This window comes from Chryseobacterium sp. 22532, from assembly GCF_052044665.1.
In the GTDB taxonomy this organism is placed as follows: Bacteria; Bacteroidota; Bacteroidia; order Flavobacteriales; family Weeksellaceae; genus Chryseobacterium; species Chryseobacterium lathyri.
Genome location: NZ_JBQENJ010000004.1, coordinates 39,902 through 55,591, shown reverse-complemented (window position 1 = coordinate 55,591; position 15,690 = coordinate 39,902). Strand labels below are relative to the sequence as shown.

Genomic DNA, 15,690 nt, shown 5'->3' with positions numbered 1-15,690 from the left:
AACAATAACAAAAAATAAAACTCAAAAAAATAAAATGAAGCAGTCTCTCAAAGTTATCGGTTTAGCAGCAGCAATGATGTTTTCAGGACAAATCTATGCTCAGAATCTGGATATTTACAAGAATCTTGAGTTTAAGATGCCTCAGGTTGTGGAAACCTCTTTTCCTGCAAACACAGTTTCCATTACACAATTTGGCGGAGTTGCAGGCGGAAATATAAAAAATACAGAAGCTTTCAAAAAAGCAATCGATGATCTTTCTAAAAAAGGCGGCGGAAAATTGGTTGTTCCCCGCGGAATGTGGTTAACAGGACCAATTGAATTGAAAAGCAACATCAATCTTCACGTAGAAGAAGGAGCATTCATCATATTTAGCAAAGACAAAAACGATTATCCTTTAGTTGATGTAAGTTTTGAAGGATTAAATACAATCCGCTGCCAGTCCCCCATTTCAGCAAGAAATGCAGCCAACATTGCTATCACAGGAAAAGGCGTAATTGACGGAAGCGGTGATGCCTGGAGAGCCATTAAAAAAGGAAAAGTATCAGAATCTGAATGGAAAGAAATTGTAAAATCCGGAGGAATTCTATCTTCAGACGGTAAAACCTGGTATCCATCGGAAAGTTATAAAAAAGGATTTGAAAGCAGTTCGAGCTTCAACGTTCCTGATAAAATTTCTAAGGAAGAGCTAAAATCGGTTAAAGATTTTCTTCGTCCCGTAATGGTAAGTTTGGTGGGTTGTGATAAGGTTTTGCTGGACGGACCGACCTTCCAGAATTCGCCCGCATGGAACCTTCATCCGTTGATGTGTTCGAATGTCATTTTAAGAAATCTTACCGTTAGAAATCCTTGGTTTTCACAAAACGGCGATGGTGTAGATTTGGAATCCTGTAAAAATGTTTTAATCTATGATAATACCTTTGACGTTGGTGACGACGCAATTTGCATCAAATCAGGGAAAAATGAAGACGGAAGAAAAAGAGCAATGCCAACTGAAAATGTTATCATTAAAAACAATGTCGTTTATCACGGTCACGGAGGTTTCGTCGTTGGAAGTGAGATGTCCGGAGGAGCTAGAAATATTCACGTTTCCGACTGTACTTTCATCGGAACAGATATTGGTCTTCGTTTCAAAACAACACGGGGAAGAGGTGGAATCGTTGAAAATATTTACATCAAAAATATCGATATGATTAATATTCCAACTCAGGTAATTGGCTTCAATATGTTCTATGAAGGAGCTTCACCGGTTTTGGAAGACGGGCAAAAAAAAGAAGAAAACAAAGCACCGGAAAAAGTTTATCCCGTAACAGAGGAAACTCCGATTTTTAGAAATATTTTCTTTAAAAACATCAATGCAGTTAATTCTTACGAAGCGATTACATTATTCGGTTTAGCTGAAATGAATCTTAAAAATATTGTGATCGAAGATTCTCAGTTTGACACGAAAAAGGCTCTTACCATCGTAGATGCAGACGGAATTCAATTAAAAAATGTGAAGCTGAAATATTCTGAAGGAACAGGAGCAACAGTCTACAACAGCAAAAACATCAACCTTTCGACGGTAAAATTTGAGTCTCAAAATAAACCGTTGGTTAAGGTTTTAGGAAATAAATCAGGGGCAATCTTCTTACCCAAAGAAGTTGCAAATGATAAAGCTGCAATTTCTATTGCAACGGGAGTAGCTAAAAATGCGGTTAAATAATGTATCAATAGTAATTTAAACCATTAAGTTCAATGAAGTTTTTAAGATATCAGTTGAGCAATGCCTTGAGAATACATCTAAAAAATCAGAATGCTTCTCTTATTAAATGCAACTTCTCTAATAATCTTAGTGGTTCAAAAATTTAAAATTTGACAACATGATTTTTAACAAAAAACATACTTATATTTCTATTTTTTTAATGGGAGGAACATTAGCATTCGGCCAGATTCAACGGCCGAATGCAACTCCTTACACCAATGAAACTACCTATGAAAAACTAAAGAAAAAATACACTTTTATCACTCCTATAGATCGGCCGGTTCCGAAAAATATAGGGATTGATAAAGATGTAGAATATGCCAATATTAATGGACTTTCATTAAAAGCAGACATTTATTATCCTGTCGATAAATCTAAAAAACACCCCGGAATCGCAATGGTTCATGGTGGTGGCTGGATTTCGGGAAGTAAGGAAAATGAAAAATTCATGGCAATGGAACTGGCTGCAAAAGGTTATGTTGCAATTTCGGTCGGTTATCGGTTGGCCGATGTTGCAAAATATCCCGGCGGAGTTGAAGACATTGAGGAGGCCATTCATTGGTTAAAGAAAAACAGAAAAAAATATTCTTTAGATCAAAATAAAATAGCAGTGTTGGGAGAATCAGCCGGGGCACAAATTGCAACTTTGGTTGGTGTACGATCAAAGAATAAAATTAAGGCAATCATCAATATTGATGGAATTGTTTCATTTATTCATCCCGAAGCTGAAGAAAGTACATATGCTTCGTATTGGTTGGGCGGTGACAGGAGTGCCAATTTAAAAAACTGGACCGAAGCTTCACCCTTAGAATATATTAACAAAAATACACCTCCTACTCTTTTCATTAATAGTTCTCAACCTCGTTTTCATGCCGGAAGAGACGATATGATGAAGAAATTGAAAAGCTATAATATTCCGACTGGGTTTCACGAAATTAAAAATTCTCCGCATTCATTTTGGAGTGCAGAACCCTGGTTTACGGAAACATTGAATTATACTGTTGCCTTTTTAAATAAAGTTTTGAAATAGGATAAAGGTTAAGTTTGAGATTAAGGCTAAGACCAACTTAAGTAAAGTTTTATGAAAAAATTATTTTTAATTCTGTTCATTTCGATAACTCAATTTCTTTTAGCAGAAAATGATCCGTACATTAAAATCACTGTAGCTAAAGACGGTAGCGGTGATTTTACATCGATTCAGAAAGCAATAAATTCAGTAAGAGATTTAGGACCTGCGGAAGCATTGATTTTCATTAAATCCGGAACTTATAATGAAAAAATTACTATCCCTTCTTCAAAACATAAAATCACTTTAGAAGGCGAAGATAAAGACAATACTATAATCACCAACAATGATTTTTCAGGAAAATTGGATTCATTTAATGAAAAAAAGACAACCTTCAATTCCTACACTTTATTGGTCATGGGTGATGATATTAAAATCAGTAATTTAACGATTCAAAACAGTTCTTGCAACGAAGGACAGGCAGTTTCGCTTCATGTGGAAGGTGACCGTTTTGTGATTAAAAACTCTAAAATTCTGGGTTGTCAGGACACGGTTTATTCTGCTACCAATCATAGCAGACAATATTTTGAAAACTGTTATATCGAAGGAACAACTGACTTTATCTTCGGACAGGCAACGGTTGTTTTTAAGAACTGTACCATTAAAAGTTTAGCCGATTCTTACATCACCGCAGCCGCAACGGAAGCCGACAGACAGTACGGTTTTGTCTTTTTAGACTGTAAATTAATTGCCAAAGAAGGCATCACAAAAGTATATCTGGGAAGACCTTGGAGACCTTATGCAAAAACAGTTTTTATCAATACGGAAATGGGAAAACACATCCTTCCGGAAGGCTGGAATCCCTGGAAAGGCGATAAAATGTTCCCTGATAAAGAAAAAACAGCTTATTATGCAGAGTTTGGGAGTAAAGGTGAAGGAGGAAATATTTCAAAACGGGTAAGTTGGTCGCAGCAATTGACAAAAAAAGATTTGAAAAATTATACACTAGAAAAGATTCTGGGTGACTGGAATCCAAATAAATAATGAAATAAATCACTAAGATGCTTCGACAGGCTCAGCATGACAACTCTAATACTAATTGCTTCATTTAACAGCACATTTGTAGTGATGCCGAGCTGAGCCGAAGCATCTTTCAGGTTTAATTAAAAATAAATTGTAAGATGAATAAAAAACTTAGCATACTATTATTATTCCTATCAATAATAACATTTGCTCAACAAAAACCAACCCTATTTTTAATTGGCGATTCCACGATGGCGAATAAGGAAAATCCTGATAAAAATCCTGAACACGGTTGGGGACAAGTTTTGCCACAATTTTTAACGACAGGAATTGAAGTCCAGAATCATGCAATGAACGGAAGAAGCTCAAAAAGTTTCAGAACAGAAGGAAGATGGGATAAAGTGATGAAACAGCTTAAAAAAGGAGATTTTGTGATCATCCAGTTTGGCCATAATGATCAGAAATTGAAGGATTCAACTAAATTTACCAATCCATACACTCAATACAGGGCCAATTTAGAAAGATACGTCAATGAAACCAGAGCCAAGGGCGCAACCCCCATTCTGATGACTTCCATTGTCAGGAGAAATTTCACAGAAAATGGTGTTTTGATTGATACACACAAAGAATATCCGTTAGTCGTAAGAATGGTTGCCAATGATATGAAGGTTCCGTTCGTTGATATGCAGTTATTAACCGAGCAAATGGAAATTGCGTACGGTCCGGAAAATTCAAAAAAACTGCATCTTCATTTTGTAGAGGGTGAAAATCCATATTATCCAAAAGGAAAAGCTGATGACACCCATTTGTCAAAATTAGGCGCAGAAACTGTTGCAAAACTGGCTTTGAAGGATTTGAAAAGCTTGAATATCGGGTTGGAGAAATATATTAAATAATTCAAAACATAAAAAATGAATTTCAAAAAAGAACCATTTTTCAACGGTAATTCCGGATGGGAAGATTTAGGAGGCGGAGTTTCCCGTCAATTTGTCGGGTACAATTCTCAAATAATGATGGTGATTGTAAAATTTGAAAAAGATGCGGTTGGAGCCTTGCACCAGCATTTTCATTCGCAGATCACTTATGTTGCATCGGGAAAATTTGAAGTAACTGTTAACGATGAAGTGAAAATTTTACAGCAAGGTGACGGTTTTTTCGCTCAGCCCAATATTTTTCATGGGGTAAAATGTCTGGAAGAAGGACAGTTGATTGATGCTTTTACACCGTTCAGAGAGGATTTTCTTAATTCTTAAATATGAAAATGTTAGTTAATCGCAAATGATTTTCTTGCGCCTTAAAAAAGAATCATTTAATGAAACTTTACACCATTGCAATTAACCAGAAGAATACAGACTTTTTTTAATCAAAAACCAATGAAAAAAGCAATTTTTATTACAGCATTTTTCCTTATAAATCAATTATCTGCACAGGAAAAAATCATTTTGTGGCCAAAAGGTCAAATGCCGAATTCCAAAGGATTGCAATTAAAAACTGAAGAAAAAGAAGGAAGAATTGTACAAATAAAGGAAACTGAGCTTTTTGCTTTTTTACCTCCGAAAGAAGAAAGAAAACAGATGGCTGTCATTGTCATTCCCGGTGGTGGATATTATAAACTTACCTATGATCTGGGTGGCTATCAAATTGCCAAATGGTTCAACACGCAGGGAATATCTGCATTTGTTTTAAATTACAGGTTACCAACCTCTCCCGATTTAAAGCAAAAAGAAATTGCTCCATTACAGGATGTTCAGGCGGCTATAAAATACCTCAGAAAAAATGCGGTGCAATATGGCATTTCATCAGATCAGATTGGAGTAATCGGAACTTCTGCAGGCGGACACCTGGCTGCAACGGTAAGTAATATCTCTACAGATTATACAGAATTAAAAGGCGACTGGGAGAATATTCCTACCATTCCTAATTTTGCGATTCTTGTTTCTCCCGTTATTGATTTGGGAGAATTTGCCCATATTGGAAGTCGCAATAGTTTGCTTGGTGAAAATGCTTCTCCGGAAAAGATCAAAGAATACTCTATGCAGAACCGGGTAACGGAAAAAACTCCGCCTACTGTTTTATTTCATGCTCAAAACGATAAAACAGTTCCTGTGATGAACAGTATTCTTTATTATCAAGAAATGACAAAAAATAAAGTAAAAGGAGCATTGTTTATCTTTCCTGAAGGTGAACACAAAATTGGAATTACAAACAGATCAGAGCTAACTGATAACTGGAAAAAATTATGCTCGGACTGGCTGAAAACGATAGGTAATAAGTAATTAATACCTTATTTCGTGGTAATCACAAAAAATTTAACAATTCAAAGTATGCTGAAAACCATTCAATATAAAATATTTTCACTGGCTTTTGGAACGGTAATTTCCATTTCTATTCATGCACAGCAGAATTTAAAACTAACCTACAGCAAACCTGCAGAAAACTGGAACGAAGCGCTTCCCATCGGAAACGGAAAGCTCGGTGCAATGGTTTTTGGCGGTGTTTCACAGGAACATCTTCAACTTAATGAAGAAACAATCTGGGCGGGTGAACCGGGAAATAATGTTCCGAAAAATACATTCGACAGTATTCAAAAAATCAGGAAATTATTGAATGAAGGTCAGTTTGAACAGGCTCAAAAACTTTCTAATACAACTTATCCCCGAGCAGCGCCAAAAGACCTGAACTACGGGATGCCTTATCAGACGATGGGTGATTTATTTTTAGATTTCAAAGGTCATGAAAATTTTAAAAACTACGAAAGAGCTTTAGATATTGAAAAAGCAGTAAGCACTGTTTCTTACAAAGTAAATGCTGTGACTTTTAAGCGTGAAATTTTCACTTCGTTTGCTGATAATGTGGTTGTGATTAAATTATCTTCCAGTAAGAAAGGGAATTTAAATTTTTCAATTAACGCTACTACTCCACACTTAAAAAAATCAATTTTTACGGAGAAAAATCAACTGGTGATCACCGGGACAAGCGGCTCGGCTGATAATAAAACCGGAAAAGTTAATTTCAAAACGATAGCTGTTCCTGTTCTAAAAGGTGGAAAATTGACCTCAACTCAAAATAAATTAACCATTTCAGGAGCAGATGAAGTGATTATCTATGTTTCAATCGCTACCAATTTCAAAAAATACAATGATATTTCCGGAAATCCGGATGCGAGAGTTTCTGAATATTTAAACAAAGCTTTAAGCAAAAAATATAATGATGAATTAAAAGCTCATACCGAAAAATATCAGAAATATTTTAACCGTGTACATTTAAATTTAGGAACAACAGATCAGGCGAAAAAAACAACGGATATCAGAATTAAAGAATTCGCCCATTCGAAAGATCCTGATCTGATCGCTTTGTATTTTCAGTTTGGTCGTTATCTTTTGATTTCATCTTCACAACCGGGAACTCAGCCCGCCAACTTACAGGGGATCTGGAATTACCAGTTGAATCCGGCCTGGGACAGCAAATATACCGTCAACATCAATACAGAAATGAATTACTGGCCTGCCGAAAACACAAATTTGAGCGAAATGCACGAACCTTTGTTTGATATGATTCAGGATTTATCGGTGACAGGACAGGAATCTGCCAAAGAAATGTACCATGCAAGAGGTTGGAATATGCATCACAACACAGATTTGTGGAGAATTACCGGAATTGTGGACGGTGGTTTTTATGGGATGTGGCCGATGGGCGGTGCGTGGCTCACACAGCATCTCTGGAATCATTATTTATACACGGGGGACAAAGAATTTTTAAAGAAATATTATCCTGTATTGAGAGGTTGTGCCCTATTTTATCTGGATGCTCTTCAACAGGATTCTTCTAAAAAATACCTGGTGGTTTCCCCTTCGATGTCACCCGAAAATAAATATTTAAACGATGTCGGAATTACGGCGGGAACGACTATGGATAATCAGTTGGTTTTTGATGTTTTTAATAATTTTATTAATGCTTCAAAAGTTTTAAATGAAGATAAAAGTCTTTCGGATGAAGTAAAATCAGCGTTAAATAAACTTCCGCCTATGCAGATCGGGCAATACGCCCAGTTGCAGGAATGGCTGAAAGATATGGACCGAACCGATGATAAACACAGACATATTTCGCATTTGTACGGATTGTTTCCTTCGGGGCAGATTTCACCTTTCAGAAATCCTGATTTAACGGAAGCAGCAAAGAATTCTATGATTTACAGAGGCGATAAATCAACAGGTTGGTCAATGGGCTGGAAAGTAAACTGGTGGGCAAGGTTATTGGATGGAAATCGTGCTTTTAAACTCATTTCAGACCAATTAACACCTGCTCCGTTGGAAACAAAAGGTCAGTCAGGGGGAACTTATCCCAATCTTCTGGACGCCCATCCACCGTTTCAGATTGATGGGAATTTTGGCTGTACATCGGGAATTGCAGAAATGTTACTACAAAGTTATGACGGCTATCTATACATGTTACCGGCACTTCCTGATGCTCTTCCAAATGGTTCAGTGAAAGGCCTGAAAGCACGTGGCGGATTTGAGGTTGATATAGAATGGAAAAATTCAAAGCTGACGAAATTAATTATTAAATCAGCTTTAGGAGGAAATTGCAGAATCAGAACAGCTAAAGATGTGGTGTTGGTAGCTTCTGAAGCCTCGGCTACCCAAACTCAACTGAAACCTTCAAAAGGAAATAATCCGAATGAATATTATCAGATCAACTCAGTTAAAGCTCCTTTGATTTCTGATAAAGCAGAATTGAAAGGTTTTACAGTTCCAGAAACGCAGGTTTTTGATTTAAATACTGAAAAAGGTAAAATCTATAATTTTGATGTAAAATAAATTAAACAATTAATAAAATGCAATCGATTTAACAAACTAAATAAATAATATTATAATTATATAAATATTAATATTTTAAAATATAAAACACATTAACATTAAATATATAATTTTATACTTCAATCAAATAACAACAAATTACTATGAAAACAACATTTAAGGTTATCTTCCTGACAGCAGCCCTAAGTTCGGCTTTTATCCTGACAGGCTGCGGACAGGAAGACATCAAAACAGATTTAACGGAAAATCCAAACGACCTTGCTATGAAAAGCATTCTTGTAGCAAACGCGATCGTCCCTTTGGCTGATTGTCTCGCTCCGGGATGGGCTTCCCAAAACGGCGGAACAACCGGTGGCGGAACCGCAGCCGAAACTACGGTTACAACCTACGCTCAATTAAAAGCAGCTATCGAAAACACTGCCGTAAAAGTTATCAAAGTAACCGGAACAATCACGGTTACTGCCCGTTTATCATTTCAGGATCAAACCGGAAAAACAATCTACGGAACGAGCGGCGCTAAATTGGTTTCAACAGATCAGACAAAAGACGGTTCGGGAATTATCAATATTAAAAGATGTAACAATATCGTCATCCGAAATCTGATTTTCGAAGGTCCGGGAGCTTATGATACAGACGGTTGGGATAATGCTATTTTAGACGATTGCCGGAATGTATGGATCGATCATTGTGAGTTTAGAGATGGCGTTGACGGAAATTTTGACATTAAAAACAAGTCCGATTTTATCACGGTTTCCTACACAAAATTTCACTATTTAAAGCCGCCAAAAGCCGGCGGTTCAGGTGGAACTGATGATCACAGATTTTCAAATCTTATTGGTTCAAGTGACACTTCAACAGCAGACGCCGGAAAACTGAATGTAACCTTCGTTCGCTGCTGGTGGGCTCCTGGCTGCAGAGAGCGCATGCCGAGAGTGAGATTTGGAAAAATCCATATCGTTAACAGCTATTTCAACAGCTCTGTGAGCAATAAATGTATTGCTGCAGGCGTTCAGGCGAATATCCGTGTAGACGGAAACATGTTTGAAAATGTAAAAGAGCCTATCAATTTAATGAGCGGATATACGGCCGTTACCGTTACTTCCAACAACACATTTACGAATGTTACCGGAAATACGGCAGGAAGCGGAACAGCTTTTACTCCTCCTTATACAATTCCAACTTTATCTCTATCTTCAGTAAAATCTGATGTGACAGCAAATGCCGGAGCAACTTTAAGCGGAAATATCTGCAACTCTTTATAGGATTAAATACTAATTGCGAAAACAAAAAAGACTGAGAAATTCTCAGTCTTTTTTGCTATTGTGAGGAACGTAATGACGCAACAATCTCTCATTCTCAATTTTGTAAATATCAAGCATCTATCTTCTAATTTACTTTCTTTTATCGAAAGTTTTTTCCTACTCTCTGAACTCGCTAGTTTTCAGGTTTCCGGAGTGCTGCCTACAGCGCCAGCTTATTCTTCTCAGCCCACTTCGGAAACTCTTTATTGATCAGTTTATCTGCAGAATCTCCAAACCAGCTGTAGCCGTTTCTTCTTTCTTCAGAAACTTCGTTGTAGTTGTATTTTACGCTTCCGTCCCGGTCGCCAAAAAGAGGCTTGTTATTATTGATGTCATAAAATCTTGCCCAGATCACCGAATTTTTATCTTCAGCCAACGTTCTGATTGCTTTTCCGTTTACCTTTGAAACGTTGTAGCTGTATCCTTCAATTTTATTTTGTTTAAACCAGTTTACAGCAGATTTTATTGACTTTTCAATTTCGGGGGTGACAGGCTGCAGCATCAAAAATCTCACAATTCCTACAGATTCACCGGTTGCCAGAGAAATAGGCTCAAAAGCCCGCGCTTTATCTGGTTGAAGAGTAATTTCGTTGTATTGATCTGCCCAGATTGTGGGAATTCCTTTTTGCAAAACCTGAGTTTTTAAGATGCATTCGATTCCTTTTTGGACGGCTATTTTTGATTTTTCTTTTAGTTTAGAATCCACAACCTCAAAATCATTTTTCCCTTCCGCTACATTATATAAGACCGTTAAAGCATTGATCATCGCATCGTCATTGTAAGTGACTTGCTTTCTGTAGATCGCCGAATTCGGGTAATATTGAGGAAAACCACCGTTTTTGTACTGCATTAAAATAAGATATTGAATTCCTTTTTCGGCAGATTTCAAATATTCAGGATTTTTTGTGGTTTTGTAGGCTTTTATTAAGGTGTTAATTTCCTTTGAAGTGGCATTATTATCAATGGTAGCGTGATCATCCCCGGTTGATTTTATTTTTTTTAATAAATTTTTGTCAATGGGTGCGTTATAGTTCACTACAGATTTATCGCTGAGCTGTTTACCCCAACCGCCAATTGGAAGTTGGTATACTAACATTTTTTCAGCTAAAGTATCTTTGACCTGAGCAGAAAAAATGGCTGTTGTTAAGGAAAAGACAGCTATTGAGAGTTTTAATTCCATCATTATTTAACTTTAACAATTAATGGGTTGGCAATAATCTGAGACTGTTTTTGCAATAAAATTTCCCAGTCTTTTTGTGTCTGAATCTGTCCGCTTTTCTGCCACGCAAATCCGGCGTAATAAGTCAGATTATTTTGAGGTTTTGTCACAACTAACAGGTTACTCTGATCCGCAGTTTCGGATTTAAAAGCAACAGATCTTTCAACAATTTTAGGATCTATAACCACTCCTTCCCCTACAAAAGCATCGTCAATTTTTTCCCAGTGGAGATAATATCCGTTTTCGTCGTTCAGTTTTGTTTCGCCTTCGTTTTTATGCAGGGTAATTCCGATTGTGTAATTTGGAACCTGCTTTTCAGCCTGAAAATTGGATTCAAACTTTGAAAAATTTGAGCCCAGATCAAGAGAAATCCGTTTTGTTTCTTTTACTCCGAAGTCACTCCACGAATTGTAAGTTAATTCAAAAACCGTTCTTAAAGGGCCATCCGCAATGGTTTTGGAACTCACGAAATTTTGTGATACCTGAAGCTTTTCATTCAGCCAAATTCCGATTCCACCCGTTCCGCGGCTATCTCCAACATGGTAAGGATCATAGCCCTCGCCTCTTGTGTCTTTGTGATAATACAAAGGATCAGTCAGGTAGCCTTTATACCATTTGTTGATCACGGGTTTATCGGTTCTTTTTAACCAGATATCAACACCGCTGGAAAGTGTACTTCCTTTTATCCCTGCCAGGGCTTCTTTCTGACCTTTCGGGCCATAGACACGGAATGCTATTTTATCATTTTCCCAGGCATAATCGTCTACTCTTTCGGGAACCAATCTTGAATACGCTGAAATTTTGCTTTCAGGAATTGGAATTTTAGCATCTGCAATAAGGGTATAAATATTTGTTTTTTTTGCTTCAATATTTGCCTGAAAAAGGAGTTCGTCACTTTTTCCGTCCCCGTTATAATCTATCCATTGAATGGGTAAAATCTTTTTACTGCTATCCTTTATTCTGAGATCAGATTCGCTGTTCGTGCTTAAAAAAGAAGTTAATTGAGAAATGGGTACCGAAACCACTTCATTTCTTGAAAAATTCAATGTATTTTTTACATGAATAGAATTTTGTGCCTTCAGAAAAGGATTAATGCAAACGATTGCACAAATACATCCGAAAATTAAAAATTTTGTTCTAAGCATAATTATTCAATTGAATTGTAAAAATCAAAAATAATGATAACTTTCTTATGAATGTAAAAAAATCTAATTTTTAAATATAAAAGGTTGATTTAGAAAATATTCGAAATAATTTCTTAATGATATTGTATGGTCAAAAAAATATTTACAATATAAAAGTCCTTTCAAATGGTTTGAAAGGACTTCTTTTTAAAATGTATGAAATTAAACTTTGGTAATTTTTATTTAATAATAATTTTAAAATTACTATTCAGATTTTCGCCTGAAACATTGAGTATATAATTTCCTGAGGCTGTTTTGTTTACAATATTTAATTTAAATATTCCGTTTCCATCAGCATTAATTTTTTCTTTGACAACAATCTTTCCTGTCAGATCAATAACTGTCATTGTTAAACTGTTTTTTTTATATTCGGGAAGCTTAATGGAAATCTGGTCTTTTGCAGGATTTGGATATACTGTTCCAACATTTTTGCTGATACTGAATTCATCATTCCCCAATACTGCCTGATTGTACAAAGCATATACCTCCGCTGAAGATAATGCATAGTTGAACATCTTAAGCTCATCAAATGCGCCTTTATAAGGAGCCGGAGCGTTGGCGGTTGATAAAAACTCAAGCTCACCAATATTCCCGATGATCAAATCACTTGCTTCACCGATACCTGTCACCGTACTTTCATCTCCTTCAGTGCTTAAAGTACCATTAGTATAAATTCTCATTTTATGTGCAGCAATATCTCTCTGAATCACAACATGCACCCAGTTATCAGTAAAATAATTGGCAATAGGTGATGTGATTTCCTTTTTTGTAACGTCATCATCAATAGCATATCGCAGCAGACCTCCTTTGATTTCTACATTAAAACGTTTCCCTGTAGCTCCTGTTGCTGTATTTTTAGTGAAAGAACCTTTGCACAATACATAAAGGCTTGTAGACGAAGACGTTGGGACCATGCTTGTTGGAGCTTTCATCCAAAAAGAAACAGTAAAAGAATGATTATCAAATAAAATATGATTCTGATGAGGAATACTGGCTATGTAGATATTACCAGATGAAGTTGCCAGATCAAGGGCGTTGTTTTCTTTTCCTGGTACTCTTACATTGGCATTATCATAGGCTGTATCTAATATTCCATGATTGGCAAAAGATGTTACATCTGCAATTTGAGCACCTGCGAAAGGAGCCTCAGCGAATGGCCAGTTCCCGACAAGACCGGGTGCCAATGCCCGGAAAGTCCATACATCTCCTGCAGTAATACCAAGGGCATTAGCAGCATCAATTCTCCAATAGTAATTTGTTGCCGGATTTAAATTAGTAAGCTGATATGATGGTGTAGCAGAATAAGGTACAGTAGCAACATTACTTAAATTTAAAGGATCTGTTCCAAAATAAACTGAATATGTTGTTGTATTTGAACTACCATTCCATTTTAAAAGCAGATTTCCACTGTTCAACTCAACATTATTATTACCAGTTACGGGAATCGGGTTAATTGCTTTTGTGGGAGCCGATGGGACTGGCGGCGTGGTTACTGACGTATTTGATGTGTAAACTGAAGATTCTGACGCATTCGTTGCTTTAACTCTATAATAGTACTGAGTATCAGGCGTTAAACCGACTTCATTATAACTTGTTGCATTCGCTCCCAATGTTGCAATGACTGTAAAATTAGTACCATTGGTAGAACGTTCTACAACATAATTAGTTTCATTCGTAGCATTATCATTCCAATTAACTGTTAAAGAACTTGAAGGTGAAGCTCCTGTAGTTGTGACTGAATTGGTGAAATTCACATTTGTTGGCGGAATAATGAAATCCGGAGGAGTTGTATTGGGTAAACTGTTAATATAAACCTCAATATTCAGATACGGAGCATGTGTTGTGCTTACAGCCAAAGCATCGAATACATTTGGATTCAGCCCATTAGCCGTTTCCCATGCATCCGGCATACCGTCATTATCCGTATCTAAAGGCGCCGGAGCACCATAAACGTGTCCTGCGCCGCCATTAGTGAAACCAAATTGAGTCGTTAAATCAGTTTGTACATAAACATAAGTAGCTGTTGTACCTTTCGACATTAAATCTGAAATCATTAAGCCATCTACCTGATCGCGTCTTGGATAGGATGCTCCTACACCTGTAACAATTTTATTGTATGCCTCCTGAGCGGTTAATGCAGGGGTTTTCATCGGATAATCATATGGGTTAGCCATTATTGCTGCCGGATCACCGACAGGATATCCCGTTAAGTTTTGAGGAACTGCAGTCCCATCCAATACTCCGTTTTTATTGTTGTCGAAATAATTTCCGGAACCATATAAATTGAAATTTGCATTCCCTACGCTGAAAGGTGTAGTAACCGTATTGCTTGTATTTGGGCCTCCGATAAAATAATTGTTGATGATATTGGCAAAAGAACTTCCCGCCGAATCACCTCCCATGATGTATGCTTCCCCAGATTGGGTGTGCCCATAAATATTTCCATAATTACCCCAGTTGTAAACCACATTATTGACAAACTCGTTGATTCCTTTTATTTTATTATTACGGGTTTTATTACAGATATATAAATTTCCGATTAAACTGATCTTCCCTCCCGGCGGGGGTTGCATTAATCCTCCCGCAGAATGATTATGGCGGTGCATTCCTTGTCCTATAATAGAATTCTGAATCGTTATATTATCGGGGCTTGTGCCGTTATTATCCCAGTTAACTGAAAATACTTCGTCTGTACCCCAGGTAAAAGTCATATGATCTAAGATGATATTTGCTCCGTTGGCTATTCCTGATGCGTCCTGATTTTGAGATGTTCCGCCATAGCGAATACGAAGATATCGGGCAATCGTGTTATTGGCTCCCGTGAATGACACCCTGGGTCCCAAAAATAAGATCCCTTCTCCAGGAGCAGTTTGCCCGGCAATCGTGGTATTAGCTGCCACAGCAACAACCGATTGCAAATTAACAATACCTCCCACTTTAAATATAACAAACCGGCCCGGCTGACTCACCGCATCACGGAATGAGCCCGGGCCGCTGTCATTTAAATTGGTAACCAGATAAATCTGAGGATTTGCGGCACCTCTTGCTCCCACAGTATATCTGCCAAAACCAGTAGCTTCCGGAAATGCCAATGTTTGGGCACTCAAATCTATAGCAGATAATGCTAATCCACAGAACAATAAAGATTTAAGAGTTCGTTTAAATAGTAAAGGTTTATTTTTCATAAATATCAATTTTGTGTTAACTAATCTATTCACAAAACTAATATCAAGTATCCTGCTCCGTCCTGTCGATCTCTATATCAAATAATTACAAAAAAAATCCGGTTAAAAAAATAACAGATCTATACTATTGCAATAAGACAGACCTGCTAAAATTATTTGAAGGTGAAACCTTATAGCACAATAAAATGTTTTTTTCTGGAAACTGCAATAAAGG

General features: G+C 36.9%; 11 protein-coding genes. 8 read left to right on the top strand and 3 right to left on the bottom strand.

Annotated elements, in window-relative coordinates; genetic code table 11:
- The first annotated feature begins 34 nt into the window (after positions 1 to 34).
- The 8 genes from ACTJIV_RS11715 to ACTJIV_RS11680 all read left to right on the top strand — a co-directional run bounded on the left by ACTJIV_RS11715 (position 35) and on the right by ACTJIV_RS11680 (position 9,849).
- The gene (locus tag ACTJIV_RS11715; RefSeq protein ID WP_336379235.1) at positions 35 to 1,702 is read left to right on the top strand and encodes a glycoside hydrolase family 28 protein; all 1,668 of its coding nucleotides are present in this window, start codon (positions 35 to 37) and stop codon (positions 1,700 to 1,702) included.
- Between the two features lie 157 nt (positions 1,703 to 1,859).
- Positions 1,860 to 2,771 (top strand): alpha/beta hydrolase, encoded by a 912-nt coding sequence (locus ACTJIV_RS11710; RefSeq protein ID WP_440627627.1) that lies wholly within the window; start codon positions 1,860 to 1,862, stop codon positions 2,769 to 2,771.
- 51 nt (positions 2,772 to 2,822) lie between these two features.
- A complete protein-coding gene (locus ACTJIV_RS11705; protein ID WP_440627625.1) occupies positions 2,823 to 3,791 on the top strand; it encodes a pectinesterase family protein in 969 nt (322 codons plus the stop codon).
- 137 nt (positions 3,792 to 3,928) lie between these two features.
- Positions 3,929 to 4,666, top strand: coding sequence for a rhamnogalacturonan acetylesterase (locus ACTJIV_RS11700; RefSeq protein WP_440627623.1), 738 nt, complete (start codon positions 3,929 to 3,931; stop codon positions 4,664 to 4,666).
- Positions 4,667 to 4,681: 15 nt separating this feature from the next.
- A complete protein-coding gene (locus ACTJIV_RS11695; RefSeq protein WP_336379231.1) occupies positions 4,682 to 5,023 on the top strand; it encodes a cupin domain-containing protein in 342 nt (113 codons plus the stop codon).
- Positions 5,024 to 5,143: 120 nt separating this feature from the next.
- On the top strand, positions 5,144 to 6,046 hold the full coding sequence (locus ACTJIV_RS11690) for an alpha/beta hydrolase (protein WP_440627621.1): 903 nt from the start codon (positions 5,144 to 5,146) through the stop codon (positions 6,044 to 6,046).
- Positions 6,047 to 6,094: 48 nt separating this feature from the next.
- Complete coding sequence (locus ACTJIV_RS11685; protein ID WP_440627617.1) at positions 6,095 to 8,587, top strand: glycoside hydrolase family 95 protein; 2,493 nt, start codon at positions 6,095 to 6,097, stop codon at positions 8,585 to 8,587.
- A gap of 143 nt (positions 8,588 to 8,730) precedes the next feature.
- Positions 8,731 to 9,849, top strand: a complete 1,119-nt coding sequence (locus ACTJIV_RS11680; RefSeq protein WP_440627616.1) for a pectate lyase family protein — start codon at positions 8,731 to 8,733, stop codon at positions 9,847 to 9,849.
- Positions 9,850 to 10,048: 199 nt separating this feature from the next.
- Here the strand turns inward: ACTJIV_RS11680 and pelA are convergent, their stop codons facing one another.
- The 3 genes from pelA to ACTJIV_RS11665 all read right to left on the bottom strand — a co-directional run bounded on the left by pelA (position 10,049) and on the right by ACTJIV_RS11665 (position 15,476).
- Positions 10,049 to 11,071, bottom strand: coding sequence for a pectate lyase (gene pelA / locus ACTJIV_RS11675; RefSeq protein ID WP_440627614.1), 1,023 nt, complete (start codon positions 11,069 to 11,071; stop codon positions 10,049 to 10,051).
- Positions 11,071 to 12,252, bottom strand: a complete 1,182-nt coding sequence (locus ACTJIV_RS11670; protein WP_440627613.1) for a DUF4861 domain-containing protein — start codon at positions 12,250 to 12,252, stop codon at positions 11,071 to 11,073. Before ACTJIV_RS11670 ends, pelA begins: the two co-directional genes overlap by 1 nt.
- A 218-nt stretch (positions 12,253 to 12,470) precedes the next feature.
- The gene (locus ACTJIV_RS11665; RefSeq protein ID WP_440627611.1) at positions 12,471 to 15,476 is read right to left on the bottom strand and encodes a LamG-like jellyroll fold domain-containing protein; all 3,006 of its coding nucleotides are present in this window, start codon (positions 15,474 to 15,476) and stop codon (positions 12,471 to 12,473) included.
- Positions 15,477 to 15,690: the final 214 nt, after the last annotated feature.